Origin of the sequence: Mesorhizobium sp. M2A.F.Ca.ET.046.03.2.1 (genome assembly GCF_003952425.1) — a bacterium.
GTDB lineage: Bacteria > Pseudomonadota > Alphaproteobacteria > Rhizobiales > Rhizobiaceae > Mesorhizobium.
Map to the genome: position 1 here is coordinate 1522106 of NZ_CP034449.1, position 24287 is coordinate 1546392.

Consider the following 24287-nt stretch of genomic DNA (forward strand, 5'->3'; position numbering starts at 1 on the left):
CCAGCACCGCGCGCCGCGGCCTATCCCGCGCCGCTTAGGATCGTGCATAACTGGATATATCATCGCAATTTACCAAGTGTAAAAAATGCGATTCTCTACATATTTGGATATATGAAATAGATGGAAGGTCTGTTGCAAAGTCCGGGCCTCACATGTCTCTTGCCGGGAAATGCCGGAGGGGCTTGAGCTATGACGACCAATATCGAATTCGACGCCGTTTCAAATTCCTGGGACGAGCACAGCAGCGCCGCTGAAAACCATAACTCGACGGGTGTCCAGGTGGCGCAGGCGACCACCGGCCAGGCGGCGAGCGAGCCCGTGCCGGTCGATGTCGGCAGCGGCGCGCCGACGCAGGGCGCGGCCAATGCGCCGGCAGCGAACCAGCCGGCAGCCGATGCGAATGCGCCTGCCTCGAACGCTCCGGCTTCCAATGCCGTCCAAGGAAACGCACCGGCCGCAAACGCGCCGGCGACGAATGCCGCGGCCGCGAACGTGCCGCATGAATATCACGCCGAAGCCGGCAATGTCGTGAAGCTCCCGGCCAATGTCTCGATCGACAACATCAAGGTCGACGGACACAATCTGGTGCTGGTGCAGCCCGACGGATCCGAGATCGTCATCAAGGACGGCGCACTCAACGTGCCGACCTTCATCCTCGGCGATGTCGAGGTGCCGCGCGTCGCGCTCATCGCCGCGCTGGAGACAAGCCATGTCGATGTCGCCTTCGGCGCCGACGGCTCGATCTCGGCCGGCGGAAATGGCGCGCCAGGTAGCGCGGGCGGAAACTTTTCGGTACCTCCCGGCGGTATCGGCGACGGCTTCGGCCTGACGGCGTTGTTGCCGCCCACCGCATTGCAGTTCGGCCAGCCCGAGCATCGCGAGCTGTTCCCGGGGCTCGTCGACAGGGGCATTTCCGTCGTAGCGGTGTCGCTGCTCAGCCCGACCGAGGCGGCCAGCGAAACCGGCTTGAACGGTGGGCCGCAACAGTCGCCGGGCAGCGACGCGCCGAGCGACGCGGAAACGTCAAGCAATGGAACGATCACCATCGACGCGCCGGACGGCATCGGATCGATCGTCATCAACGGCGTTGCCGTCACCGCCGTCGGACAGCAGATCCAGGGCCAGTTTGGCTACATCACCATCGTCTCGCTGAACACGAGCACCGGGGTCGTCGAATACAATTATACCGTCACCGAATCGGTCACGCATCCTGTAAATACGGACGGATACGACCAGAACGACACGATTCCTGACAATTTCAGCATCACCGTCACCGATTCCGACGGCGATACGGCCAGCACCACGTTTGCCGTTGCCATCATCGACGACGTGCCGACGGCGGTCGCCGACACCGACAGCGTGGCGGCAGGCCAGCTCGGCCCGGCGACCGGCAATGTGCTACTCGGCGGCACCGATGCGGGCGACAGCAACACTACGGACGGCGTCAAGGACGTCCAGGGTGCGGACGGGGCCAAGGTCGTCGGCGTTGCCAAGGGCACGACAAACGCCGATCTGGACGACGCGAGCACGCTCGACGTGCAGGTCCAGGGCGCCTACGGCAAGCTGACGCTCCACGCCGACGGCACCTACACCTATGTGCGTGACGCCAACACGCCGGGAGGCGTCAACGACGTCTTCACCTATACGATCAAGGACGGCGACGGCGACACCTCGCACACTACGCTGACGATCTCGATCGGCAATTCGACCCCGGAGATCAGCGACCTGACGCCGGAAGCCAACGGCGGCGACGTCGTCGTCAACGAGGACGACCTCTTGGCCGGCCGCGGCCCCGGCGAGTCAGCCGGCTCCGACCCTTCAAAGGAAAGCACCACCCAGGGCGGCACCTTCACCATTCACTCGCCCGACGGCATTGCCTCGCTGAACATCGGCGGACACGACTTCATCACCAATGGCCAGTTTACCGGCGGTTCCTTCACGACGGCGCTAGGCAACACGCTGGAGGTGACGGCCTACAATGCCGCCACCGGTGAGGTCACCTACACCTACACGCTCGTCGATAATGAAGAGCATTCCGCCATTCAGGGCACCAACAGCCTGTTCGAGAATTTCGACGTCACTCTGACCGACCTTGACGGCCAGAGCGCCAACAGCACGCTCTCCGTCAATATTGTCGACGACGTGCCGACGGCGCATGCCGACTCCAACAGCGTCTCGGAAGGCTCGCAAGTCTCGGGCAACGTGCTGACCGACGGAACGGCGGACGTGCTTGGCGCCGACGGCGCGGCACCCGGCGGCGCGGTGACCGGCGTGGCCACCGGCTCGAACGTCTCGAACCCGGTGAGCGGCAATCTCGGCGGCGCCGGCATCGTGGGCCAGTACGGCACGCTGATCCTCAACGCCAACGGCTCCTACACCTATACAGCCAACCCCAACGCGGTCACCGCCAATGCGGTCGACCACTTCGTCTACACCATCACCGACGGCGACGGCGACACCTCGACCGTGACGCTCGACATCACTGTCAACAACGTCACCGTCACCGCCTCCGACACCGACGCGCTGGTCTATGAGAAGGGCTTGCCGGCGGGCAGCGACGCGGCCGGCAACAGCGAGATCTTCAACGGCGCCATCACGCCGGCCGGCGGCACTGGACCATATACCTACACGCTCAACTCATCGGCCACCGGCAGCTACGGCAACCTGGTGCTCAACGCCGACGGCACCTACACCTACACGCTGACCAAGACCTATGACGGCGCGACCGCCAACAACGGCATCACCACCGAACAGGACAAGGACAGCTTCACCTATACGGTGACCGACGCTCACGGCAACACCACCACCGGCACCATCCTGGTCGACATCGTCGACGACGTGCCGACGGCGCATGCCGACACCAACAGCGTCTCGGAAGGCTCGCAAGTCTCGGGCAACGTGCTGACCGACGGAACGGCGGACGTGCTTGGCGCCGACGGCGCGGCACCCGGCGGCGCGGTGACCGGCGTGGCCACGGGCTCGAACGTCTCCAACCCGGTGAGCGGCAATCTCGGCGGCGCCGGCATCTTGGGCCAGTACGGCACGCTGGTGCTCAACGCCAACGGCTCCTACACCTATACAGCCAACCCCAACGCGGTCACCGCCAATGCGGTCGATCACTTCGTCTACACCATCACCGACGGCGACGGCGACACCTCGACCGTGACGCTCGACATCACTGTCAACAACGTCACCGTCACCGCCTCCGACACCGACGCGCTGGTCTATGAGAAGGGCTTGCCGGCGGGCAGCGACGCGGCCGGCAACAGCGAGATCTTCAACGGCGCCATCACGCCGGCCGGCGGCACTGGACCATATACCTACACGCTCAACTCATCGGCCACCGGCAGCTACGGCAACCTGGTGCTCAACGCCGACGGCACCTACACCTACACGCTGACCAAGACCTATGACGGCGCGACCGCCAACAACGGCATCACCACCGAACAGGACAAGGACAGCTTCACCTATACGGTGACCGACGCTCACGGCAACACCACCACCGGCACCATCCTGGTCGACATCGTCGACGACGTGCCGACGGCGCATGCCGACACCAACAGCGTCTCGGAAGGCTCGCAAGTCTCGGGCAACGTGCTGACCGACGGAACGGCGGACGTGCTTGGCGCCGACGGCGCGGCACCCGGCGGCGCGGTGACCGGCGTGGCCACCGGCTCGAACGTCTCCAACCCGGTGAGCGGCAATCTCGGCGGCGCCGGCATCGTGGGCCAGTACGGCACGCTGGTGCTCAACGCCAACGGCTCCTACACCTATACAGCCAACCCCAACGCGGTCACCGCCAATGCGGTCGACCACTTCGTCTACACCATCACCGACGGCGACGGCGACACCTCGACCGTGACGCTCGACATCACTGTCAACAACGTCACCGTCACCGCCTCCGACACCGACGCGCTGGTCTATGAGAAGGGCTTGCCGGCGGGCAGCGACGCGGCCGGCAACAGCGAGATCTTCAACGGCGCCATCACGCCGGCCGGCGGCACTGGACCATATACCTACACGCTCAACTCATCGGCCACCGGCAGCTACGGCAACCTGGTGCTCAACGCCGACGGCACCTACACCTACACGCTGACCAAGACCTATGACGGCGCGACCGCCAACAACGGCATCACCACCGAACAGGACAAGGACAGCTTCACCTATACGGTGACCGACGCTCACGGCAACACCACCACCGGCACCATCCTGGTCGACATCGTCGACGACGTGCCGACGGCGCATGCCGACACCAACAGCGTCTCGGAAGGCTCGCAAGTCTCGGGCAACGTGCTGACCGACGGAACGGCGGACGTGCTTGGCGCCGACGGCGCGGCACCCGGCGGCGCGGTGACCGGCGTGGCCACCGGCTCGAACGTCTCCAACCCGGTGAGCGGCAATCTCGGCGGCGCCGGCATCGTGGGCCAGTACGGCACGCTGGTGCTCAACGCCAACGGCTCCTACACCTATACAGCCAACCCCAACGCGGTCACCGCCAATGCGGTCGACCACTTCGTCTACACCATCACCGACGGCGACGGCGACACCTCGACCGTGACGCTCGACATCACTGTCAACAACGTCACCGTCACCGCCTCCGACACCGACGCGCTGGTCTATGAGAAGGGCTTGCCGGCGGGCAGCGACGCGGCCGGCAACAGCGAGATCTTCAACGGCGCCATCACGCCGGCCGGCGGCACTGGACCATATACCTACACGCTCAACTCATCGGCCACCGGCAGCTACGGCAACCTGGTGCTCAACGCCGACGGCACCTACACCTACACGCTGACCAAGACCTATGACGGCGCGACCGCCAACAACGGCATCACCACCGAACAGGACAAGGACAGCTTCACCTATACGGTGACCGACGCTCACGGCAACACCACCACCGGCACCATCCTGGTCGACATCGTCGACGACGTGCCGACGGCGCATGCCGACACCAACAGCGTCTCGGAAGGCTCGCAAGTCTCGGGCAACGTGCTGACCGACGGAACGGCGGACGTGCTTGGCGCCGACGGCGCGGCACCCGGCGGCGCGGTGACCGGCGTGGCCACGGGCTCGAACGTCTCCAACCCGGTGAGCGGCAATCTCGGCGGCGCCGGCATCTGGGCCAGTACGGCACGCTGGTGCTCAACGCCAACGGCTCCTACACCTATACAGCCAACCCCAACGCGGTCACCGCCAATGCGGTCGATCACTTCGTCTACACCATCACCGACGGCGACGGCGACACCTCGACCGTGACGCTCGACATCACTGTCAACAACGTCACCGTCACCGCCTCCGACACCGACGCGCTGGTCTATGAGAAGGGCTTGCCGGCGGGCAGCGACGCGGCCGGCAACAGCGAGATCTTCAACGGCGCCATCACGCCGGCCGGCGGCACTGGACCATATACCTACACGCTCAACTCATCGGCCACCGGCAGCTACGGCAACCTGGTGCTCAACGCCGACGGCACCTACACCTACACGCTGACCAAGACCTATGACGGCGCGACCGCCAACAACGGCATCACCACCGAACAGGACAAGGACAGCTTCACCTATACGGTGACCGACGCTCACGGCAACACCACCACCGGCACCATCCTGGTCGACATCGTCGACGACGTGCCGACGCGCATGCCGACACAACAGCGTCTCGGAAGGTCGCAAGTCCGGCACGTCTGACCGACGAACGGCAGTTGCGCCGACGGCGCGGACCGGCGGCGCGGTGACCGCTGCCACGGCTCGAACGTCCAACGGTGAGCGGCAATCTCGGCGCGCCGCATCGTGGCCAGTACGGCACGCTGGTGCTCACGCCAACGGCTCCTACACTATACAGCCACCCAACGCGGTCACCGCAATGCGGTCGACCACTTCGTCTACACCATCACCGACGGCGACCGACACCTGACGTGACGCCGACATCACTGTCACAACGTCACCGTCACCGGCCCCCACCGACGCGCTGGTCATAGAAGGCTGCCGGCGGGCAGCGAGCGGCCGGCAACAGCGAATCTCCGGCGATCCATAACGCATCGTCAACCGATAGTAACAATACGACCCCCCATAGCGTCGACGATTTCAAGTTCACGACCGAGGGCTACACGGCGGCATGTCGACGGCCAGATCACCGTCCTGGTTTACACCGATGCCACGCATTATGACCAGGTGACGCTCAACGTGACGTCCGGCCAGGTAATTCAGATCAGCCAGCTTAACTGGTCGGCTGTCGCGGGTACCGCCAATTATGTAGTCGGCGACGACATTTACGCGGTCAAAGTCCTCAGCGATGCCTCAAATAGCGGCGGATTCCGTCTAAACGGCGTCGAGGTCGGCTCGCAGTCAGAAGCGCCGCCGTCAGATCTGGACTTCAACGGCATCAACGTATCGATCACGGATGGCGACGGCGATGTCTCGACGCAGACCTTCAATGTCCACATCGATGGCACAGCAGGCAGTCAGCTGACGGTCGAGTCCATCGCGGGCACTTCCGGAGACGACAATCTCCTTGGCACCGGCGGCAATGACACGCTGGTCGGCGGCGCAGGCAACGACTTCCTGGACGGTGCCGCTGGCAACGACATCCTGATCGGTGGGCTGGGCTTCAATCACCTCACCGGCGGCTCGGGCAACGATACGTTTGTGATCGATCCATCCAAGCTTTCGGTCCACGTGGCCGATGTAATCGCGGACTACACACCCGGCCAGGATGTTATTGACCTGTCTGATCTCCTCAAATCACTAGGTGCCGGCGCGCCGACTACCGATGCGCAGGCAGGTTCCTCGATCGATGTTACCTTCTCGGGCGGCGCGGCTCATGTGATGGTTGACAACAATGGCACGGCGGCTGGCGGAAGCATGGTCGAGGTGGCCTCGTTGACGGGAGTTGCAAGCGGCTCTGTAATCAGCATCCTCTATGATCACAATCAGCCGACCCATACGGAGACTGTGACCTGACGATGCGATCGTCTGGATGACGCAAACTTTGGTGGCTCGGGGGCGTGGCGCAAAGCCACGCTTCCATGCTAGACATTAGCGAAACGTGAATTCGCAATTCGAAGAGGGGCTTACATGAGACATTCCGCACGATTGCTGGCCTCGGCCGCGGCGCTGTTTTTGGCCGGGTCGACGGGCTTCGCCGCCGACATCATCGGCGAGCCGGCGGTGAATTATTGCCGCACCGTCGGCACATCGGACCTGGTGCTGACCGACAACATGGTCGAGCTCAAGGACCATGTGGTGAAGCTGATGGACGAATCGGTCGCCGTCGCCAACAGCCCGGAATGGATCAACTCGTCGCGTCCCGCCTTCGTCTGGGCGTCGGAAGCCAAGGTCGCCTGCGGCATGGCCTATGGCTACCTCAAGACGAACTACAAGGACGAAGACACGCTCAACAAATGCGAGTGCTTCCACGACCGCATGGTCGAGTACATGCACTGAGCTGACGGGCGTGCGCCGCGCCGACCGTTTGCAATGATGACGATGCAAGCCCGGGCGGACGCCTCGGCGACCGCGCGGCCGGCTGCCGCGCATGCCGGCAGGACGCCGCCAACTGATCTCCGACGCGAGCGTTGGCGGGCCATGGCGCTCGCCCTTGCAGTCTCGGCGGCAGCGTCTGGATGCCAGTCCAAGAGCGGCGCGTCGGACGTGCTCGATCCGTCGGCGATCGCGGCGCCGGCTGGCCGGGCGGGCGCCGCCGCGGCGCAGCAGGCAAGCAGCGCGGCCCCTGGCAACCCGGCCGCCGCGGCACAGGGCGCCGGAACCGCGACCAGCGCGACGTCGAGCGGCCCGACCTCGGCCGTGGCAGCGAAGGCCAACCTGACGCTCGGCACGGGGCCGACCAAGGTGACCATGCTGCTGCCGCTTTCGGCGCCCGAAAGCACCGGCGAGAACGGCCGGAAGATGTATGACGGCGCGCGGCTCGCAATGGCCGATCTCGGCGACAAGCTTTTGACGCTGACGATCCAGGATACGCGCGGCGACAGCGGCTACGCCAAGGACCTCGCGGTGAAGGCGATCACCTCGGGCACGGCCAAGGTCGTCCTCGGCCCCTCCGAGCTTGCGGCCGCGCAGCACCTTGCCAAGCTCTCCGGCTCCAAGCGGCCGCCGGTGCTGGCGCTGGCCGACAATTTCGCCGGCGGCCCCGGCGTCTATTCCGTGCGGCTCAGCGAAGCCGATAGTGCCGCGGCCGGCGCGGCGGCAATCGCCGGCAAGGGCGCCAGGAAATTCGTGCTGATGGTGCCGGCGGGCGCGAATTCAAGCGCCGTCGAATCCCGGGTGGCCAACGCGCTCAGCATCTATGGCGCCACGCTTGCGGTGACGCTGCCCTATTCGCCGACGGATGGCGGCGCCAAGGTGGTGTCCGACATGGGCTCGCTGGTTGAGGCGCCGGATGCCGTGGTCGTCGCCTGCGGCGACGGCAGCCCGGCCGCCGTGCTTGCGGCGCTGAAGGCCAAGGGCATTCCCGGCAAGACGGTGACGCTGATCGGCACCGACCGCTGGCTCGAGCGCCCGATGGATCCGCTCTATGAGGGCGCCTATATCGCCACGCTCGACCAGAGCGAGACCGGGCCGATCGCCGACCGCTTCAAGGCGACCTACAACTACCAGCCAGACGTCAACGTGGCCTATGCCTACGACATGGTGGCGCTGAGCGCGGGCATAGCGAGCTCCGCCGGCCCCGACGGCTTCAGCAAGCAGGTGCTGGAAAACGCGATCGGCTTCCGCGGCTCGACCGGCCTGTTCCGCTTCCGCAGCGACGGCTCAAGCCAAAGGTCTATGCCGTTTTTCAAGTTGGAGAAGGGCCAGCTGAAGCTGGTAGAGAAGCAGACGTCGGGGTTTTGAGAGCAATTCCAGGAAAAGTGCGCAGCGGTTTGCTGTCCGGATTGCTTAAAAACAAAGAGCTAGAGCGGGTTGGCGATTCCATCAAACGCTGAATCGCTCTAAAATCGGGCTCTGGGGGTCTCGTTGGGTTTTCTTCGAACGCTTCTCATTTTGGCTGTTGTGGGCGCGGTGGCGGCTGGCGCGGTGGCCCTCACCGAACGCTTCATATTCGACTCGCCCAAACCAGCCGTTTCGGGCGAGCCGCCGCCTTTGCCCGTCATCAAGAAAAAGCCGGTGCGGCAATGGAAATGGCGCCTGACATAGCTGCCGAACAATCAAGGTTCTCGGTCTCCGCAAAGCTCGCGGTTGCTTGCCTGTGCTATGCCGGGCTTGCGGCCTATCTGTACCCCGATACCTATTTCGCCGCGCTGGGCACCTTCAGGCTCCTGCTGCTTTATCTGTTGCTGCCCTTTCTGATCCTGATCGGGCTGATCGTCGCAGCAGTCGTCAGCCAACCACGGGCCCCGGCAAGCTGGCTGCTGCACAAACTCGCATCGCGAGGCGTCGGAGCGGCATCAACGCTTGGGGTCTTCATACTTTGTCTGGCTGCATTCACTGCCTATAAGCATGAATTCTCGCAGATGGTGCCGTTCTTCGCCGATCAATTCCTGGCAAGGATCGACGCTGACCTGCATTTCGGCGATCCGTGGAGATGGGCGCGCGCCCTGCCGGTTCCAGGCATCGCGGATCGAGCGCTCTACATTCTGTATTCGCAGCTTTGGTTCGTCGTGCTTGCCACCGTCGTCGTCGTGGCGGCCTGGCTGGACGATGCATCGAAGCGCCAGCGCTATTTCCTGTCGCTTATCACCACCGCAGTCGTTCTGGGTGTGATCGTGAGACTGGCCGCTTCATCGGCAGGACCGATCTTCTATGATCGGCTGTTCGATCCAGACAGATTCGAGGACCTTATCCGATCGCTCAAGGCAAGCGATTCCGGACCGGACACCCTGCTGATCACCGATCACCTGTATGCGTCGTATACGACCCACAGAGCCTCGATAGGGACAGGCATTTCGGCGATGCCCAGCTTCCACGTGGCTATTGCCGTGCTGAACGCCCTTTTCCTTTCAAGCCTCAATCGACGGGTCGGCGCTTTAGCGTGGACCTATGCCGGCGTGATCCTCTTCGGGTCGGTCTATTTCGGCTGGCACTATGCCAGGTTATTTCTCGATCATCGCGACCGTTCTGATATGGCGCTATAGCGGGCAGCGCATCGGGGATGGCGCTATGCCGTCGACATAAGCGGCTTGAAGGCAGGGTCAGCCGAAATCGGCACCGGATCTCACATATTTGTCGGCAGACAGGCTTAACGCCCTTTGAAGCCATCGGACGAAGATCCAGATGGCTAGCGTCAATAGCATAGACGCGTACCCATCGACGGCGTAGTGCCAGGCCAAATGCACTGAACCCAATTGAATGCAGAGCAAGAAGATCAGGCCAACCCACCGCAGCACTCGACCAAAGCGCCACAAGTAAATTGCGTTGAGGGTAGCCACCGCCACATGCACAGATGGAAAGGCCGAAATGCCGCTACCCAAGCGAGGGCCATCAAGGCTGGCGTCGGCCAACAGGTAATTCTGGGTGTCCAACGCCAAGACAGGGTAGGTAATATTAGTCGTCCGAAGGTAGTCCATCAGGGGAGAAAACGTGCTGTCGCTGTAAAATGGCGAAACGAATGCCGGTCCAACCGATGCGAAGGCCGCCGCCAAGACATTGCCGAGCAGCACCCAACTCAGGATGAACGTGACCAAAAACTGGGAACGCAGCCGCTCGTTCCCGGTGGAAAAAACGACGCAAAACAGAACGATGAAAACCTCTGCGAACCAGAGATTGTAAAGAACGTTCAGTGAAAAGGTGACGGGGCCAAAGCCGAGGATAGGATGAAAAAACCTCCAGGCTTCGATCCCGCCATGAATTGCCCTGTCGACCGCGGTCAGGCCCGGGTCGGCATAGAATGGCTGGATCTTGCCGATGCCTCCCTTGATGCTGGTGAACACCGAGAAAAAGATCGGGAAGACGAGCGCAACCGGCAATCCGACTATAATTCGGTCCGCCAGCCTGTTGGAAATCATAAGATTCCTTATGGCGCGCAACGGCTCCGCTGGCCGCTCAATGAGCAACCGACCGGAAACCATGACAACAAGAATGAGAGTTACTACGGACCCAAAAAACAGGAAATTTTTGTTGTATAATTTTACATCGATGGCAATTTTCCAATGCACCGCAGCGATAAGCGCGACAAGGATATAGGTAATTACCGTCAAGAAGAAGAATTGATTGGCGCGCCACACCGCCGAACTGCTGCGAGCCGCCAGCCTCGCTATTGACATGGAAGGACCCCGCGGACCTAAACGCTAGTTAAGCTGCTGCAGTTCTCCCGAGCTGCTGGCCAGCATCACACCGCCATAGACCTGGAACAGGATCGCGCAGATCGCGGCGGCCGAGATCGGCACGCCGAACGGCACGACGCCTTTCCTGTCCATGTGCTGGACATAGAGACGGAACGCGCCCGCCGGCAGGAGAAAGGGGTTCTTGACCAATGCCGCGGTTGCCAGCGCGAAGACCAGCAGGAAAATCGTGAACACGACAAGGCCGTTTCCGCCAATCAGAAGCGGCACCGCCGCCATCAGCTTCACGTCGCCGGCGCCGAGCTTGCGCAGGACCCAGAATGGAAACAGCGCCACGAACAGCAGCACGCAGCCGATCGCGCTCAGGCCCATGTCCCACCATGATCCGCTCTGCACGGACACGAGCTGGAGTGAGCCGAGACCGAGGCATATCAGCAGCAGCACGTCACGGTTGGCAATCTTCTGCGTCGTGAAATCGGTCCAGGCGATCCTGCCGAGGAGCGGGATGGCCAGCGCCCTGAGCAACAGCGACGCGGCGAGCAAAAGGCTCATGACCGCTCGATGTTCCGCACGCTTGACGACAGAAGCTTCAGATTGTTGGCCACGGTCGGATCGTTGGGCGCGAGCTCGTAGGCCTTGAGGAAATTCGTTCGCGCCTCCTGCAGCTTGCCGCGCAGCAGATAGGAGTAGCCGAGATTGTTGTAGTATTCCGGCGTCGCGCCGAGCAGCTTGAAGGCTCGGCTATAGGCCAAATCGGAGAGATCGAAGCGGCGGATGCGATCACAGGAGGCGGCAAGGCCCAGCCAGGCAACGCCGTCATTCGGCGCCAGCCGGGTCGCCTTGTAGAACAGCGCACCAGCATTGCCGTAGTTTTCGGAGCGGAACTGGGTCTTGGCCTCGGTGATGGCCTGATCGGAGGCGTAGTAGTCGACATCGCTGATGGTCTTCAGGCCGTCGAAGGTATCGCCAAAAGCTGTGTAGTCGCCCTTGGCGGGTTCGTTGGTGCGCACGACCCCGCCCGTGGTGTCGGTCGACTGACAACCAGCAAGCATGACCAGCAGCACACCGGCTGCGGCGGCTAGGCGCATCGGCTTTGTCATCTTGTGCCCCAAGAAGCCCTCCGACTCAATTTAGAACCTAATCATATGACGGTTCAGAAGAAAATGCCCCTCATGCGAATGATGACCGGTAGCATGATCACCATCATCACCACAGGGAAAATGCAAAGCCCCAGCGGAATCATCATTTTGACCGGCAAGGAATTGGCACGCTCCTCGGCCTGAAGAACGCGCTGGTCGCGCATCTCGGCGCTGTAGACGCGCAAAGCATCGGTCAGGCTGGTGCCCAGTTCTTCCGATTGCCGGAACAGCACCGCCAAGGCCTTTGCCTCATCCAGGCCGATGCGATCGGCAAGCTCGCGTAGCGCCTCACGCAGCGGCTTGCCGGCGCGCAATTGCAGATTCATGATCGAGAGCTGGATGCCAAGCCACTTATGGGTACCGGCCAGTTCGTGGCTGACCCGCTCGACCGCCGCCTCGAGGCTCATGCCCGCGTCGGCGCAGGTGATCATCATATCCATGAAATCCGGAAAGGCGCGACGATAGATTTTCTTTTGCGTATTCTCGAACCGGTCGAGCATGATGCTCGGGATGACGATACAGCCGAGACCAATCAGGCCAGCGCCGGCGAAAGTGAAGAAGCCGGGCAATTTCGATGGTAAGACGTTCGATAGAAGCGCGTACATCACCAGAAAACCTGTGGCGACAGCAGCGAGACGACTGAGCGTGTAAATTAAAGGCGCACTCTTCTGATAGAAGCCGGCGCGGAACAGTTTTGCCTCAAGCGCATCCGGCTGCCTGTGTTCCTTTTCGACAGCTTTGAAATAGGCCTCGATCGGTTTCTGCGCCGCAAGCCTGGCGCGCTCGTCCCGGGCCAGTATGGATCGCGGGTCGACTGAGCGCTCACCCAAAAGGCTGTCCGAAACAAGCTTACGAGTCTGCATTGCAGGCATGAGGACCAGCGCCGCGAACAGGAACAAAGCCACCGCCGCCGCGAAGACGGCAAGGGAGACCAGAAAGGTCAGATCGTTAATGTTCGAAAGCAGGCTCATGGCCACCCCTAAAAATCGAAGTTGACCATCCGATACATAATGTAATCACCAAGCAACGCCCAAAAACCGAAGACGGTGAATATCGGGACGATAGCCGGACTGTGCCAGACCTTTCCATAGAAAGAGGGCGCAATGACCTGCAGTATCAGAAACATTGCAACCGGGAAAAACGAGATTATCCATGCGGAAACTCGCCCTTCGGCTGAGAGCGCTCTGATCTTCAGCCGCAATTTCTGCCGCTCACGAAGGACGGATGAAAGATTGGCGAGAATTTCGGTGAGATTGCCGCCGGTTTTCGACTGGATCGAAAGAGAAACCGTCAGCAAATGCAATCCTTCGAAACCCACTCGTTCCGACAGCTTTTTTACAGCCTGCTCCATGCTGAGCCCGAAAGTGATTTCGTCGGCAACTATGCCAAATTCCGTCCCGAGCGGGTCAGCCATTTCGCGGGCGACGAGACCTATGGCAACGGAGGCGGGGTGCCCTGCGCGCAGCGAACGAACGATCATGTCCAGGGCATCGGGGAGCTGCTTGGCGAACTTTTCGATTCGCTTGTTGCGCGCGCGCCGAAGGACAACAAGGGGCAGAGCAAGACCCACGATCAAAAACGCGATCAGAGCCGCGACAACCGAAAAGCCGAAAAGCAGTGTCAGCGTCAGCGCAATCGCCAACCCGGCGAGCAGGAATACCGCCGCGAAAATCAGCGGGTTCCCGGTGATGCCGGATTGCGTATAGAGCCGGTTCAACCAAACGAAACCGAAGACAAAGTCTCCGGACTCGGTCAGGCCGCGTTCACGCAGCAAGCTCTTCAACGTCTTTTCCGCCGGCGCTTCGTCAGCCAGGCGACGTAGCCTGTAATTGACCGCGGCGAAACGTGAGCGCCGACTGGTCAGTGAAAGATAGAAAGCTTCACCGGCCAGAATGACAGACGCCGCTGCAACGGCGTAGATAAAATAGAGTAGCGCCTGTCCTGTGAGCATTACAGCGCCACCTGCGGGTTAAAGGCGTCCTTGGCAAAGTGGAGACCAAGCGTCGCGGCCTCCGACGCGAAGCGTGGACGCACGCCGGTCGCACGGAAATCACCAATGATCGATCCGTCGGCGGTCACGTCACGCCTGACGAAATGATAGATTTCCTGCAATTGGACGACATTCCCCTCCATGCCGGTGATCTCTGAAATCGAGATCACGCGCCGCCCACCATCGGAAAGGCGTTGCGTCTGCACGATGATGTCGATGGCGGAAGCGATCTGAGCCCGGATGGATTCGTGGGTCATCGGCATGCCGGCCATGCCAACCATCTGCTCCAGGCGCGAGATGGCATCACGCGGGGTGTTGGCATGGATTGTGGTCATCGAGCCTTCATGGCCGGTGTTCATGGCCTGCAGCATGTCGAAGGCTTCCTCGCCGCGCACCTCGCCGACGATGATGCGGTCGGGGCGCATGCGCAGCGCATTCTTCACCAGCTCGCGCTGGCGGATCTCGCCCTTGCCCTCAACATTGGGCGGGCGCGTTTCCAGCCGGCCGACATGCGGCTGCTGCAGCTGCAATTCCGCCGCGTCCTCAATGGTGACCAGGCGTTCCTTGGCCGGGATATGGCTGGACAGCGCGTTGAGAAGCGTCGTCTTGCCGCTGCCGGTGCCGCCCGAAACCAGGATCGACTTGCGCGCCTGCACCGCGATCTTGAGCATGTCGATCATCGGCTGGCGGATCGAATTGAATGCCATCAGGCGTTCCAGCGAGTAAGGGTTCTTCGAAAATTTGCGGATCGAGACCAGCGGGCCGTCGACAGAGACCGGCCGCACGGCGATGTTGACGCGCGAGCCGTCCGCCAGGCGCGCATCCGCCATCGGCGCTGATTCGTCGACGCGGCGGCCGATGGCCGAGACGATCTTGTTGATGATGCGCAGCAGATGCGCCTCGTCACGGAAACGGATGGAGGTTTCCTCGATGATGCCGCGGCGTTCGATGAAGACGCGCTCATGCGTGTTGATCATGATGTCGGTGATCGAGTCGTCCTTCAGCAGCGGCTCGATGGGACCAAGGCCCAGCATCTCATCGGCCGTGTCGCTGGTCAGCTGATCGAGCTCCCGGGCATTCAAGGGCACGTTGCGGCCGCGGACGAACTCGCGCACGATCGGCCGGATCTCATTCAGGATCTCGTCCTTCGACGCATTTTCCAGCGCGGTCAGATTAAAGCGGTCGATAAGATGGCGATGCAGCTCGACCTTGAGGGTCAGGAAATCAGCGCCCTGCGGCTCCGCTTCGGCTGCGGGAGCCGTGGCCGCTCCATTCGGCGCGGCGGCGATGATCGGCGCCAACGACGTGTTGTGTTCGTTCGGCCCTTTGATGAAGCGACCCAGCATGCCGCTTACCCCCTTATATTTTCCCCAGCGCGAAACTAAGCGTTAACCACGGGGGGCACAAGCGGCTTGGAGGACACACTAAAGGTATTACTTGCGACATAGTTAAGAAATCAAAGTCTGATAAATCGTTCTATTTTTCGTTTGCTTCGCGAACATGGACCAAAGTCCTAAGACCTTTGACGACTCCCGCGGAGTCGCCCTGCTAACCCACTTAATATAAACGGATATGTCGTGCTTCTAATGTGGCAGCCACTGGCCACGGGCGTGGCATAATTGTGAATGAATGGTTAAGATGACTTGAAAAACGAGCCGAATCAAGCTGTTGTCGAAATTGGGAAAGTCTCAAATCGAGTATTGGAGGGTTAAGGAACTGTTAATCCGTTTGACTCGGCTTTTTCGTGCGACCTAGGATTGAACGTGACGGGGGATGCTTGGGTTTGGGGTTCATTCCTTTGCTCTGTCTCGTCGGGTTCAAACCTCCAAAGGGAGAAATTGGCATGAAAAAGCTCATGACGATGACCCGGCAGTTCCGCGACGATGAAAACGGCGCTGCTATGGTCGAATATTCGATCCTGATCGGCATCATCGCGGTCGCGGCGATCGGAATCATCATCGGCATCGGCGGTTGGGTCACGGGTCGCTTCACCCAACTGTGCACCGCCATGGATAACTCGGGCGTCGGCTCCTGCGCTAGCGGCGCCGGTTCTTGATCGCTTGATCAACATCAGGCCCGGGCTATGCAATCCGGGCCTGAACTTAAGTGATGGCGGGGCGAATCCCGCATTATTGGCTCGGGGCTTGGGTTATGCGCGCCAACACACTCATCATGATCGTTCTCGCCGGCATATTCGGTGTGCTGGCGGTTGTCCTCGTCAACATTTGGCTGGCCGGCCAGCGCAACGCACTGGCCCAATCGAACGGCGTGCAAGCAAGCAGCGTCGTGGTCGCGGCCATGCCGCTGAAATTCGGCGACGCGCTCAGCGCGGACAAGCTGCGCGAAATTCCTTGGCCGGCGGGGGCGGTTCCGGCGGGCTCGTTCAAGACCGTCAAAGAGGCGATGGCCGGCAGCGGCGCGCGCCAAGCGCTCCAAGCGATCAGCGCCAATGAACCTATTCTTGCGACCAAGATCACCGGCCCGGGCCAGCGTGCTACATTGTCGGCGGTGCTTAGCGAGGGCATGAAGGCGGTCTCCATCCGCGTCAACGACGTGCTCGGTGTCGCGGGCTTTGTTTTTCCGGGCGACAGGGTCGACGTATTGCTGACCCGCACCACACGCGGCGAAGATGGCGCCGACAAAAGCTTCGTCGATGTTCTGCTGCAAAGCGTGAAAGTGCTTGCCGTCGACCAGGTCGCCGATGAAAGCAAGGACAACCCGCAGGTCGTAAAGGCCGTCACGGTCGAAGTCAGCACCAAGGACGCCCAGAAGCTGACGCTCGCGGCGGGCGCGGGGCAGTTGTCACTGGCGTTGCGCCAGGCTGCCGGCAGCAGGGGCGAGGTTAATGAGAGGGTGACACTTGCGGACTTGACCGGCGACACGCCGGAGGATGTCGCCAAGCGCCAGGCCGAGCTTGACAGGCAGGCCGCCGAAGAAGCGGCGCGCAAGCAGGCCGACGAGAAGATCGATGGCCTGGCCAAGGCGGTGGAACGAGTCGGCAGCCAGATCGATCAGATGAGCAAGGCAAAGCCGGTCACGGTCGTGGCCGCCGCACCTCAGGCGCAGCCGCAAGTGAAAGAAGTGATCAAATACGTCCAGCCGGAGCCGCCGAAGCAAGCGACGGTCGGCGTGTTCCGGGGCATCAAGCTGGAAACATACGAGGTGCCGCGACAAGACTGACGAAGGTCGGCGCGGCGGGCTGCCAAGGGCAGCAAACGGGGAGACGGGGAATGCAGGGGTTTTGGCTCAGGATAGTGGCGGTCGCGCTATCCTTCGTGGTTGCACCGGCGATGCTTGGCCATTCGGCCAGGGCTGCCGACCGCTTCATCGACGTGTCGAGCCCGTCGCTGCACCGCGTCTTCGTACCGATCTCCCAATCGGCCACGATCCAGGTGAACGCCACTTTGGGCGACATCGTCGTCGGCGACGAGAAGATCGCCGACGCGCAGCCGATGACCGACAAGACGCTCTACATCATCGGCAAGAGTGTCGGCACCACCACGGTCAATCTGTTTTCCGAGGACAAGCGCTCGCTTGGCGCCATTCAGATCGAGGTCGGCCAGGATGTCAGCGACATGGCGGTCGCCATTCGCCAGGTAGCGCCGAAAGCACGCATCGAGATCGGCTCCATCAACGGCAAGGTCAGGCTTTCCGGCCACGTCAAGGACGCGGCGACGTTGGCATCCATCGTCGAGGTCACCCAGCAATATGGTCCCGACGCGATCATCAATTCGGTTACGATCGATGACAGCGAGCAGGTCAATCTTTCGGTGCGCATCCTTGAGGCGAAGCGAAATGCCGGCCGCGATCTCGGGGTGTCGATCAGAAGCACGAATAGCCGCGGCACGACTCGAACCGGTACCGGCGATGCGGCAGTCGATGAGGACAATAAGGTGCTCGGCCCGGGAGATATCCTCTCCGGCCTTCTATCGAACACCAGCCCATTTGCAGCGCTGATAACGAGGGTAATCGACAACAACCTAAAGGTTGATCTGATCATCGAGGCGTTGGAGGCAAAGGGTGTCGTGCGAACTCTTGCCGAACCGAATCTCACCACGGTTTCCGGCGAGACGGCCAGCTTCAATGCCGGCGGTGAAGTGCCCGTGCGCAGTGTCAACGCGCAAGGCGAAGTCGAGATTGTGTTCAAGCAGTTCGGCGTCAATCTGAACTTCACGCCGGTGGTATTGGACGACGGCAAGATTCACATGAAGCTGGCACCAGAAGTCAGCGACCTGACCGGCTTCACCGCCGCCGGCGATCCGATCTTCACCAACCGCAAGCTTTCGACCGTCGTCGACCTGCGTGACGGCCAGAGCTTCGCCGTGGGTGGCCTGCTTTCGAGCAAGAACACAATACAGCAAGACCAGGTGCCATGGCTTGGCCAGGTGCCGATCGTCGGCGTGTTGTTCCGCAATTCGAGCACGCAGAAGGAAGAGACAGAGCTCGTCGTCATTGTGACGCCACATCTCGTGCGGCCGGTGAAACCCGGCGAGCAACTGGCGACGCCTTTCGACAAGACCAAGCCCGCCAACGATCCGGAACTCATGCTGCTCGGCCAACTGGAAGTCAGCAAGGACATGATCCGCATGTACGAGCATGGCGACGGCGTCACCGGGCCCTATGGCCACATGCTGGATGTGAAATCGAAGGACAAGCTGCTCTATGTCAAAAAGTAAGCTCCTGCTCGTCCTTCTCGGCACCGGTCTGCTCGCGGGCTGCGCGGCCGACTATCTGCACAATTACGACACGATGACACTGGCTTCCGGCGACTCGCAGAAAGCCAATCAGCTGCTGCAGACGGTCGATCCGTATAACCCGGCTTCCAACAACACGAAGATCGAGGGCGATGGCGCACGTTCCGTCGGGGTCGTTCAGAAATACAAGCTTCCACCGAGCGGATCGGCAGCGTCGGCAACGAACATGACAGTCAATGTCGGACAGTCGAGCGAAACCAACGCAGCGAAGTAGCGGAAGGATGCGGCGCGTCGGGCGCGCGAGGACACCCGACACGAATGGAGAGTAGGGTCATGTTGGGGACCATTCGTGAATTCTGGAACGATCAGCGCGGCATAGCGATGATCTTGGTTTCCATTATGCTGCCGGTTCTGGTCGGCTTTGCATTGCTGGCGATCGACATGAGCCGCGCCAACGGGCTGCACAGCGATCTGCAGAAGGGCGTCGACGCGCTGGCGCTTGCCGGCGCGGCGGAGCTCGATGGCAGGTCGGACAGCATTACCCGCGCCAACAGAGCGATCGATAACCTCATCGCCAATCACACACTTTTTTCGACGGCTGGCGACCATCAAATAGCCCGTGCCGATATTGATGTGACCTTTCTGACCGGAATACCAGCCAGCGACAGCACGAGACTCGGCGCAAATGGTGTTGATGCAGACGGCGTCAACTGGGCAAGTACTGATCCCACGGCGGTCAGCCTTGTTGTTGTAACCCTTAATTCTGGAGGCGCCGGGGACTTCGAGACCATTTTCCCCGCCAGCTTCAATGGCGGCAGCAACACGATGGGTATCCAGCCCCAGGCGGTCGCCGGCTTCAAGCAATCGATCTGCGAAACCGTGCCGCTTTTCATGTGCAACCCGTTCGAAACGGCCACGCCGGGCACCAGCAAGACAATTCAGCAGGCCTTTGCTTCTGGCGATACGTATGGCCGCGAATTCCGCATTCTGAAGGTGGATTCGAACCCGGGACCGGGCAATTTTGGCTTGATCGACAACAACCTGTCGTCATTGCGGGATGCCATCGCCATGGGCACCGCCGGCACCTGCTATAGCCGGGATGCTCTGACTACGAAGACCGGTGTCACCCTCGGGCAGGTGAACACCGGGCTGAACACTCGTTTCGACCTCTACAGCGGTTCGCTCGCCAAGAACAACAAGGACTGGAACTACCGGCCCGCGAGTAATGTCCGCAAAGGCCAGAAGACCGGCTGCAGCAAGTATGATCCAGTGACCGATGGCACCGCGCTGCCTCTTCCTCCGGGAACGAATTACGACGATTCCAAGGGCATGTCGGACAAGATCACAGCCCAAAGCTTCTGGAGCACCTACTGGTCGGTCAACCACGGAACGACTTACCCGAATGTGCCCAGCGCCACCAATCCGACCGGTTCCAAGACCGCTCCGGCATCTCGATTTGACGTCTACAAATACGAGATCGCCAACAACCTTGTCGGCGACAAGTCGATGGCGCCCACGAAGGAAACCGGCAACCCATCCTGCTTCAAGGGAACCGCGCCCACTCCTGATCCCGACCGCCGTTTGCTCAACATGGCAATCGTCAACTGCATAGCCAACCAAGCCAAGATCAACGGCCATATCCAGCTAAAGCCGGACGGCTACGTCAGTGTGTTCGTCAACACACCGGTTCAGAAATCGGACAACACCAAGGACCCCGAAGATCCATCGGCGGGCGAGAAGCCTATCAGCATCGAGATCGTCGACGTTGATGGTGCCTTTGCGAATAACACCTTGGTCGACAAGGCCTTCCGCAACGAAGCGCAGCTCTATCGGTAGCACCATGCTGGCCAAACTCAACCACCTCATCAAGCGCTTCAGGAGCGAGGACGATGGCGCAGTCCTGGTGGAGATGGCGATCGTTACGCCATTCGTGGTGCTGCTGTCGGCCGGCGTGTACGAATTCTCGAACATGCTGAACACACGGATGCTCCTCGACGCCGGTGTTCGGGATGCTGCCCGCTACATGGCGCGCTGCAGCAGTGATTGGGACACTTGCTCGGGTTATGCGAAAAACCTTGCGGTGAACGGAGCCATAACCGGCGGCAGCGCAAGGGTCACAGGATGGACCACGGGCGAGGTCACAATCAGCAAGTCATTGTCCACTCCGGCGATCGAGGCCGGGACCGGAACCGAACTCTATCTCAGTCCGACGAGCAACGTCGATGTGGTGCAGGTCAGCACATCGTATCCATATCCGGATCTGGGATTCTGGTCCTATCTTGGATTTGGTGACGTGACCCTGTCGGTCTTCCATCAAGAGCGCGTCTTCGGATGGTAAGGCTGCCACGCAGATTTTGGGCAAGCGAGTCCGGCGCAGCGATGGTCGAGGCGGCCATCGCCATGCCGCTGCTGCTGACCCTTCTGCTCGGCTTCGTCGATTTCGGCTATGCCTTTTATCAATGGAACGCCGCCGACAAGGCAGTGCAGGCAGGAGCGAGGCTGGCGCAAATCTCCAGTCCGGTCGCCAGTGGGCTTTCCCTCGAGGCAAAAACGCCAAGCGACTCGCTGGACGTGGGCAAGGCGGTTCCGGCCAACACATATAATTACATCTGCACGGCCAATGCCGCGGGAACCGCCTCATGCACCTGCGGCACCGGCGCAACATGCCAGAATCTCACAGCGAGCCAAGCTGTTTTTGACTTCATTTACACGGGCAGCGGCACCCGGTCGGGAATGCACACCTTCCTGCCCACGCTGACGAAGTCCCAGGTTCGGATACAATATCAGGCGTCCGGCCTGGGCTATTGGACACGTCCCAACGGGCCGGTACCGACCATCACGGTCAGCATCGTAAATCATCAATTCCAGTTCTTCTTCCTGGGCGGATTGCTCGGGTTCGACAACATCACCATGCCCTCCATGCTGAGCACGGTCACGGGCGAGGATCTAAAGAGCACCTACCCATGAACGCTATCGACACCAGAGTTCTCCCGACCAAGCGCAAGCAGGTGGCGCTGTTTTCCGCCGATGCGAATTTCAAGCGCGACGTCACCACGCGGCTCGACGCGCTGGCGATCTATGACGTCAAGGTCTCGGACGCGGCGGAGTTCCTTAAGGGGCCGCCTGTCGACAGCCGTCCAGGCATCATCATCCTCGATCTCGGCAATGGCGCGCTGCTCGGCAATCCGGCGATCGTCGAGGCGCGCGCGGCCTGGGCGTCGGTGCCGCTGATCGCGATATCGGACGAACTCACCTCCGAGCAGACGCGCGTGCTGGTGCGCATGAACGCGTCCGACTGGCTGCACAAGCCGCTCGACGCCAAGGAGCTGCTCAACGCCGTCACCTTCCACGACACCGGCAACCAGGGCACCAAGAGCCGCATCATCACCTTCATTGCCGCGAGCGGCGGCGCCGGCGCCACCACGCTGGCGATCTCGGCGGCGGAGCACTTGGCCTCGAAGTCGGCCGAGCGGGCGGCCGCGACCTGCCTCGTCGACCTCGACTTCCAGAGCGCCAATTGCGGCGCCTATCTCAACCAGTTCAACCAGTTCGACCTCTCCGGCATCATCGGCCAGCCGGACCGGCTCGATGTCGAGCTCATGGACGTCATCAAACTGTCCCGGCCTTCGGGCCTCACGCTCTATTCCTTCGAGCGGCCACAGCTGCCGTTCGAGCCGCACGGTTCCGATTTCGTCTTCCGGCTGCTCGACCTCGTCGCCTACCGCTTCGACGACATCGTCATCGACCTGCCCAACATCGAGACGCCGTGGCACGATTCCGTGCTGCGCACGAGCGACGAGATCTTCATCGTCTTCGAGCTCAACGTCGCTTCGCTGAGGCAAGGCAAGCGGCTCTACAAGAAGATTCGCGAATTGCGCGGCAACAAGGTCAGCATCACGCTGGTCGCCAACAAGCACAAGCGCAAATGGTTCGGCAACCACTTCTCGCGCAGCGAGCTGGAGAAGATCTTCAAGGCGCCGCATATCAAGTCGCTGGCGCTGGACAATGCGCTCCTGGCCGACGCGCTGAACCGCGCCATCCTGCCCTCCGAGGTGGATGGACGCGCGCGCTTCAACAAGGACTTGAAACGCATGTTCAAGGAGCGGCTGGACAATGCTCAGCGCTAGGCGCTTCGCTGCGATACACTTGGCCAGCGCGTGCCTCGCCGGGCTGACGCTGTTGTCGGCCTGCGGTCTGGCGCAAGCCGGATCGGGCCTGCCGCCGCTGCCCGCCATGGGCCCAAGCCTGCGCAAGGCGGTCGCCTTTGAAACCAGCGAGCAGCCGGGCACCATCATCATCCGCAAGAACGAAAAGGCGCTCTATTTGGTGACCGGCCAGGGCCAGGCGCTGCGCTACCAGATCAGCGTCGGCCGCGACGGCTTCGGCTGGACCGGAACGGTCAAAATCGCCTCCAAGACCGAATGGCCGGAATGGCGCCCGCCCAAGGAAATGCGCGCGCGCCAGCCGGAACTGCCGGCGATGGTGCCGGCCGGTCCCTACAATCCGCTCGGCGCCAGGGCGCTTTATCTTTCGCGCGACGGGCGCGACACGCTCTATCGCATCCATGGCACCAACGATCCCAAGGGCGTCGGTTTCGACGGCACGTCCGGATGCTTCCGGCTCACGAACACCGATGTGATCGATCTCTTCAAACGCGTCGCGGTGGGCGCAAAGGTGGTGGTTGAATGACGATGATCAGCGAGCCGGACGTTCCGGCAATCGAACTCGGTCACCGGGAAGCGGTTCCGGAAAAGCCCAGCCGGGCCAGGATGATCGGCGTCATCGCCGTCGGCGCTTTGCTTGTCACCGCCATCAACGTGACGGCCGCGGTCTATCTCTATCGCGGCGTCAACGACCTCAAGGCGATCGAGGCGCGGCTGGATCAGCTCGGCCAGTTCGAGCAGCGCATCGGCGCCCGCATCGACACCGTCAACAACGGTTTCCAGAGCCGGTTCGAGACGCTGGACCGCCAGTTGCAGGCGAATTTCGGCCAGATCAACGGCAATGTCGCCAGGCTGGAGCAAGGCCAGCCCGTCGGGGCCAGCGAACCGGCGCCCGGCGCTCCGGAGCCGAGCATGCTCGGCAACACAACGGTGGCGGATGCGTCCGCGGTCGATGAAAGCTCCGGCGACGGGCAGCCCTCGTTCAAGCGCAAGGTCGCGCCCCCGGGTCCCAACCCGTCCTACCAGCGCATCCAGCAGCCCGACGGCAAGGTCTATTACAAGAAGATCAACTGA

The 24287-nt window shown here is 61.6% G+C and carries 23 protein-coding genes; 17 read left to right on the forward strand and 6 right to left on the reverse strand.

All coding sequences use genetic code 11. The features are described 5' to 3' along the window. The first annotated feature begins 189 nt into the window (after positions 1–189). The 7 genes from EJ072_RS37270 to EJ072_RS07285 all read left to right on the forward strand — a co-directional run bounded on the left by EJ072_RS37270 (position 190) and on the right by EJ072_RS07285 (position 10081). Positions 190–5253 (forward strand): Ig-like domain-containing protein, encoded by a 5064-nt coding sequence (locus EJ072_RS37270; RefSeq protein ID WP_189343240.1) that lies wholly within the window; start codon positions 190–192, stop codon positions 5251–5253. Further along, on the forward strand, positions 5136–5681 hold the full coding sequence (locus EJ072_RS07260) for an Ig-like domain-containing protein (RefSeq protein WP_126079111.1): 546 nt from the start codon (positions 5136–5138) through the stop codon (positions 5679–5681). Before EJ072_RS37270 ends, EJ072_RS07260 begins: the two co-directional genes overlap by 118 nt. Before the next feature lie 483 nt (positions 5682–6164). Beyond that, positions 6165–6953: a type I secretion C-terminal target domain-containing protein gene (locus EJ072_RS36680; RefSeq protein WP_245467242.1), complete on the forward strand. Its 789-nt coding sequence runs from the start codon at positions 6165–6167 to the stop codon at positions 6951–6953. A 114-nt stretch (positions 6954–7067) separates the two neighbouring features. Next, positions 7068–7436 (forward strand): hypothetical protein, encoded by a 369-nt coding sequence (locus EJ072_RS07270; RefSeq protein WP_042640852.1) that lies wholly within the window; start codon positions 7068–7070, stop codon positions 7434–7436. A 33-nt stretch (positions 7437–7469) separates the two neighbouring features. Further along, positions 7470–8840 carry an ABC transporter substrate-binding protein gene (locus EJ072_RS07275; protein WP_348639279.1) on the forward strand — a complete coding sequence of 457 codons (1371 nt, stop codon included), beginning with the start codon at positions 7470–7472 and terminating at the stop codon, positions 8838–8840. Between the two features lie 123 nt (positions 8841–8963). Next, positions 8964–9143 carry a hypothetical protein gene (locus EJ072_RS07280; protein WP_126079112.1) on the forward strand — a complete coding sequence of 60 codons (180 nt, stop codon included), beginning with the start codon at positions 8964–8966 and terminating at the stop codon, positions 9141–9143. Next, the gene (locus EJ072_RS07285; protein ID WP_189343241.1) at positions 9128–10081 is read left to right on the forward strand and encodes a phosphatase PAP2 family protein; all 954 of its coding nucleotides are present in this window, start codon (positions 9128–9130) and stop codon (positions 10079–10081) included. Before EJ072_RS07280 ends, EJ072_RS07285 begins: the two co-directional genes overlap by 16 nt. A gap of 57 nt (positions 10082–10138) precedes the next feature. Here EJ072_RS07285 and EJ072_RS07290 read toward each other — a convergent pair whose 3' ends face one another. The 6 genes from EJ072_RS07290 to EJ072_RS07315 are packed head-to-tail and all read right to left on the reverse strand — an operon-like array spanning position 10139 to position 15702. Further along, the gene (locus EJ072_RS07290; RefSeq protein WP_126079114.1) at positions 10139–11209 is read right to left on the reverse strand and encodes a phosphatase PAP2 family protein; all 1071 of its coding nucleotides are present in this window, start codon (positions 11207–11209) and stop codon (positions 10139–10141) included. Between the two features lie 24 nt (positions 11210–11233). Further along, the gene (locus tag EJ072_RS07295) at positions 11234–11779 is read right to left on the reverse strand and encodes a prepilin peptidase (RefSeq protein ID WP_126079115.1); all 546 of its coding nucleotides are present in this window, start codon (positions 11777–11779) and stop codon (positions 11234–11236) included. Beyond that, positions 11776–12327: a tetratricopeptide repeat protein gene (locus tag EJ072_RS07300; protein WP_189343242.1), complete on the reverse strand. Its 552-nt coding sequence runs from the start codon at positions 12325–12327 to the stop codon at positions 11776–11778. Before EJ072_RS07300 ends, EJ072_RS07295 begins: the two co-directional genes overlap by 4 nt. Before the next feature lie 53 nt (positions 12328–12380). Further along, positions 12381–13337 carry a type II secretion system F family protein gene (locus EJ072_RS07305; RefSeq protein ID WP_189343243.1) on the reverse strand — a complete coding sequence of 319 codons (957 nt, stop codon included), beginning with the start codon at positions 13335–13337 and terminating at the stop codon, positions 12381–12383. Positions 13338–13345: 8 nt separating this feature from the next. Continuing rightward, positions 13346–14317 (reverse strand): type II secretion system F family protein, encoded by a 972-nt coding sequence (locus EJ072_RS07310; protein ID WP_126079116.1) that lies wholly within the window; start codon positions 14315–14317, stop codon positions 13346–13348. Further along, positions 14317–15702 carry a CpaF family protein gene (locus EJ072_RS07315; RefSeq protein WP_126079117.1) on the reverse strand — a complete coding sequence of 462 codons (1386 nt, stop codon included), beginning with the start codon at positions 15700–15702 and terminating at the stop codon, positions 14317–14319. Before EJ072_RS07315 ends, EJ072_RS07310 begins: the two co-directional genes overlap by 1 nt. A gap of 497 nt (positions 15703–16199) precedes the next feature. Here EJ072_RS07315 and EJ072_RS07320 point away from each other — a divergent pair, with 497 nt between their 5' ends. The 10 genes from EJ072_RS07320 to EJ072_RS07365 all read left to right on the forward strand — a co-directional run bounded on the left by EJ072_RS07320 (position 16200) and on the right by EJ072_RS07365 (position 24287). After that, entirely contained in the window at positions 16200–16412 is a 213-nt protein-coding gene (locus EJ072_RS07320) for a Flp family type IVb pilin (protein WP_126079118.1), read from the forward strand. A 95-nt stretch (positions 16413–16507) separates the two neighbouring features. Continuing rightward, positions 16508–17536, forward strand: a complete 1029-nt coding sequence (gene cpaB / locus EJ072_RS07325) for a Flp pilus assembly protein CpaB (RefSeq protein ID WP_126079119.1) — start codon at positions 16508–16510, stop codon at positions 17534–17536. A gap of 50 nt (positions 17537–17586) precedes the next feature. Further along, entirely contained in the window at positions 17587–19032 is a 1446-nt protein-coding gene (locus EJ072_RS07330; protein WP_126079120.1) for a type II and III secretion system protein family protein, read from the forward strand. Further along, positions 19019–19324: a hypothetical protein gene (locus EJ072_RS07335; protein ID WP_126079121.1), complete on the forward strand. Its 306-nt coding sequence runs from the start codon at positions 19019–19021 to the stop codon at positions 19322–19324. Before EJ072_RS07330 ends, EJ072_RS07335 begins: the two co-directional genes overlap by 14 nt. Positions 19325–19383: 59 nt before the next feature. Then, positions 19384–20886, forward strand: a complete 1503-nt coding sequence (locus EJ072_RS07340) for a pilus assembly protein TadG-related protein (protein ID WP_189343244.1) — start codon at positions 19384–19386, stop codon at positions 20884–20886. A 4-nt stretch (positions 20887–20890) separates the two neighbouring features. After that, positions 20891–21388 (forward strand): TadE/TadG family type IV pilus assembly protein, encoded by a 498-nt coding sequence (locus EJ072_RS07345; RefSeq protein WP_189343245.1) that lies wholly within the window; start codon positions 20891–20893, stop codon positions 21386–21388. Positions 21389–21429: 41 nt separating this feature from the next. After that, on the forward strand, positions 21430–22017 hold the full coding sequence (locus EJ072_RS07350; RefSeq protein ID WP_245467243.1) for a TadE/TadG family type IV pilus assembly protein: 588 nt from the start codon (positions 21430–21432) through the stop codon (positions 22015–22017). Then, positions 22014–23177: an AAA family ATPase gene (locus EJ072_RS07355; RefSeq protein WP_126079125.1), complete on the forward strand. Its 1164-nt coding sequence runs from the start codon at positions 22014–22016 to the stop codon at positions 23175–23177. The genes EJ072_RS07350 and EJ072_RS07355 overlap by 4 nt, the downstream gene beginning before the upstream one ends. Then, complete coding sequence (locus EJ072_RS07360; RefSeq protein WP_126079126.1) at positions 23164–23739, forward strand: L,D-transpeptidase; 576 nt, start codon at positions 23164–23166, stop codon at positions 23737–23739. The genes EJ072_RS07355 and EJ072_RS07360 overlap by 14 nt, the downstream gene beginning before the upstream one ends. Beyond that, positions 23736–24287: a hypothetical protein gene (locus tag EJ072_RS07365; RefSeq protein ID WP_126079127.1), complete on the forward strand. Its 552-nt coding sequence runs from the start codon at positions 23736–23738 to the stop codon at positions 24285–24287. The genes EJ072_RS07360 and EJ072_RS07365 overlap by 4 nt, the downstream gene beginning before the upstream one ends.

What these genes read in the sequence shown, in the direction of transcription:
- EJ072_RS37270 (WP_189343240.1), top strand. Translation starts at nt 190, where the DNA reads ATGACGACCAATATCGAATTCGACGCCGTTTCAAATTCCTGGGACGAG.
- EJ072_RS07270 (WP_042640852.1), top strand. Translation starts at nt 7,068, where the DNA reads ATGAGACATTCCGCACGATTGCTGGCCTCGGCCGCGGCGCTGTTTTTG.
- EJ072_RS07275 (WP_348639279.1), top strand. Translation starts at nt 7,470, where the DNA reads ATGATGACGATGCAAGCCCGGGCGGACGCCTCGGCGACCGCGCGGCCG.
- EJ072_RS07285 (WP_189343241.1), top strand. Translation starts at nt 9,128, where the DNA reads ATGGCGCCTGACATAGCTGCCGAACAATCAAGGTTCTCGGTCTCCGCA.
- EJ072_RS07290 (WP_126079114.1), bottom strand. Translation starts at nt 11,209, where the DNA reads ATGTCAATAGCGAGGCTGGCGGCTCGCAGCAGTTCGGCGGTGTGGCGC.
- EJ072_RS07295 (WP_126079115.1), bottom strand. Translation starts at nt 11,779, where the DNA reads ATGAGCCTTTTGCTCGCCGCGTCGCTGTTGCTCAGGGCGCTGGCCATC.
- EJ072_RS07300 (WP_189343242.1), bottom strand. Translation starts at nt 12,327, where the DNA reads ATGACAAAGCCGATGCGCCTAGCCGCCGCAGCCGGTGTGCTGCTGGTC.
- EJ072_RS07305 (WP_189343243.1), bottom strand. Translation starts at nt 13,337, where the DNA reads ATGAGCCTGCTTTCGAACATTAACGATCTGACCTTTCTGGTCTCCCTT.
- EJ072_RS07310 (WP_126079116.1), bottom strand. Translation starts at nt 14,317, where the DNA reads ATGCTCACAGGACAGGCGCTACTCTATTTTATCTACGCCGTTGCAGCG.
- EJ072_RS07315 (WP_126079117.1), bottom strand. Translation starts at nt 15,702, where the DNA reads ATGCTGGGTCGCTTCATCAAAGGGCCGAACGAACACAACACGTCGTTG.
- EJ072_RS07320 (WP_126079118.1), top strand. Translation starts at nt 16,200, where the DNA reads ATGAAAAAGCTCATGACGATGACCCGGCAGTTCCGCGACGATGAAAAC.
- cpaB (WP_126079119.1), top strand. Translation starts at nt 16,508, where the DNA reads ATGCGCGCCAACACACTCATCATGATCGTTCTCGCCGGCATATTCGGT.
- EJ072_RS07330 (WP_126079120.1), top strand. Translation starts at nt 17,587, where the DNA reads ATGCAGGGGTTTTGGCTCAGGATAGTGGCGGTCGCGCTATCCTTCGTG.
- EJ072_RS07335 (WP_126079121.1), top strand. Translation starts at nt 19,019, where the DNA reads ATGTCAAAAAGTAAGCTCCTGCTCGTCCTTCTCGGCACCGGTCTGCTC.
- EJ072_RS07340 (WP_189343244.1), top strand. Translation starts at nt 19,384, where the DNA reads ATGTTGGGGACCATTCGTGAATTCTGGAACGATCAGCGCGGCATAGCG.
- EJ072_RS07345 (WP_189343245.1), top strand. Translation starts at nt 20,891, where the DNA reads ATGCTGGCCAAACTCAACCACCTCATCAAGCGCTTCAGGAGCGAGGAC.
- EJ072_RS07350 (WP_245467243.1), top strand. Translation starts at nt 21,430, where the DNA reads ATGGTCGAGGCGGCCATCGCCATGCCGCTGCTGCTGACCCTTCTGCTC.
- EJ072_RS07355 (WP_126079125.1), top strand. Translation starts at nt 22,014, where the DNA reads ATGAACGCTATCGACACCAGAGTTCTCCCGACCAAGCGCAAGCAGGTG.
- EJ072_RS07360 (WP_126079126.1), top strand. Translation starts at nt 23,164, where the DNA reads ATGCTCAGCGCTAGGCGCTTCGCTGCGATACACTTGGCCAGCGCGTGC.
- EJ072_RS07365 (WP_126079127.1), top strand. Translation starts at nt 23,736, where the DNA reads ATGACGATGATCAGCGAGCCGGACGTTCCGGCAATCGAACTCGGTCAC.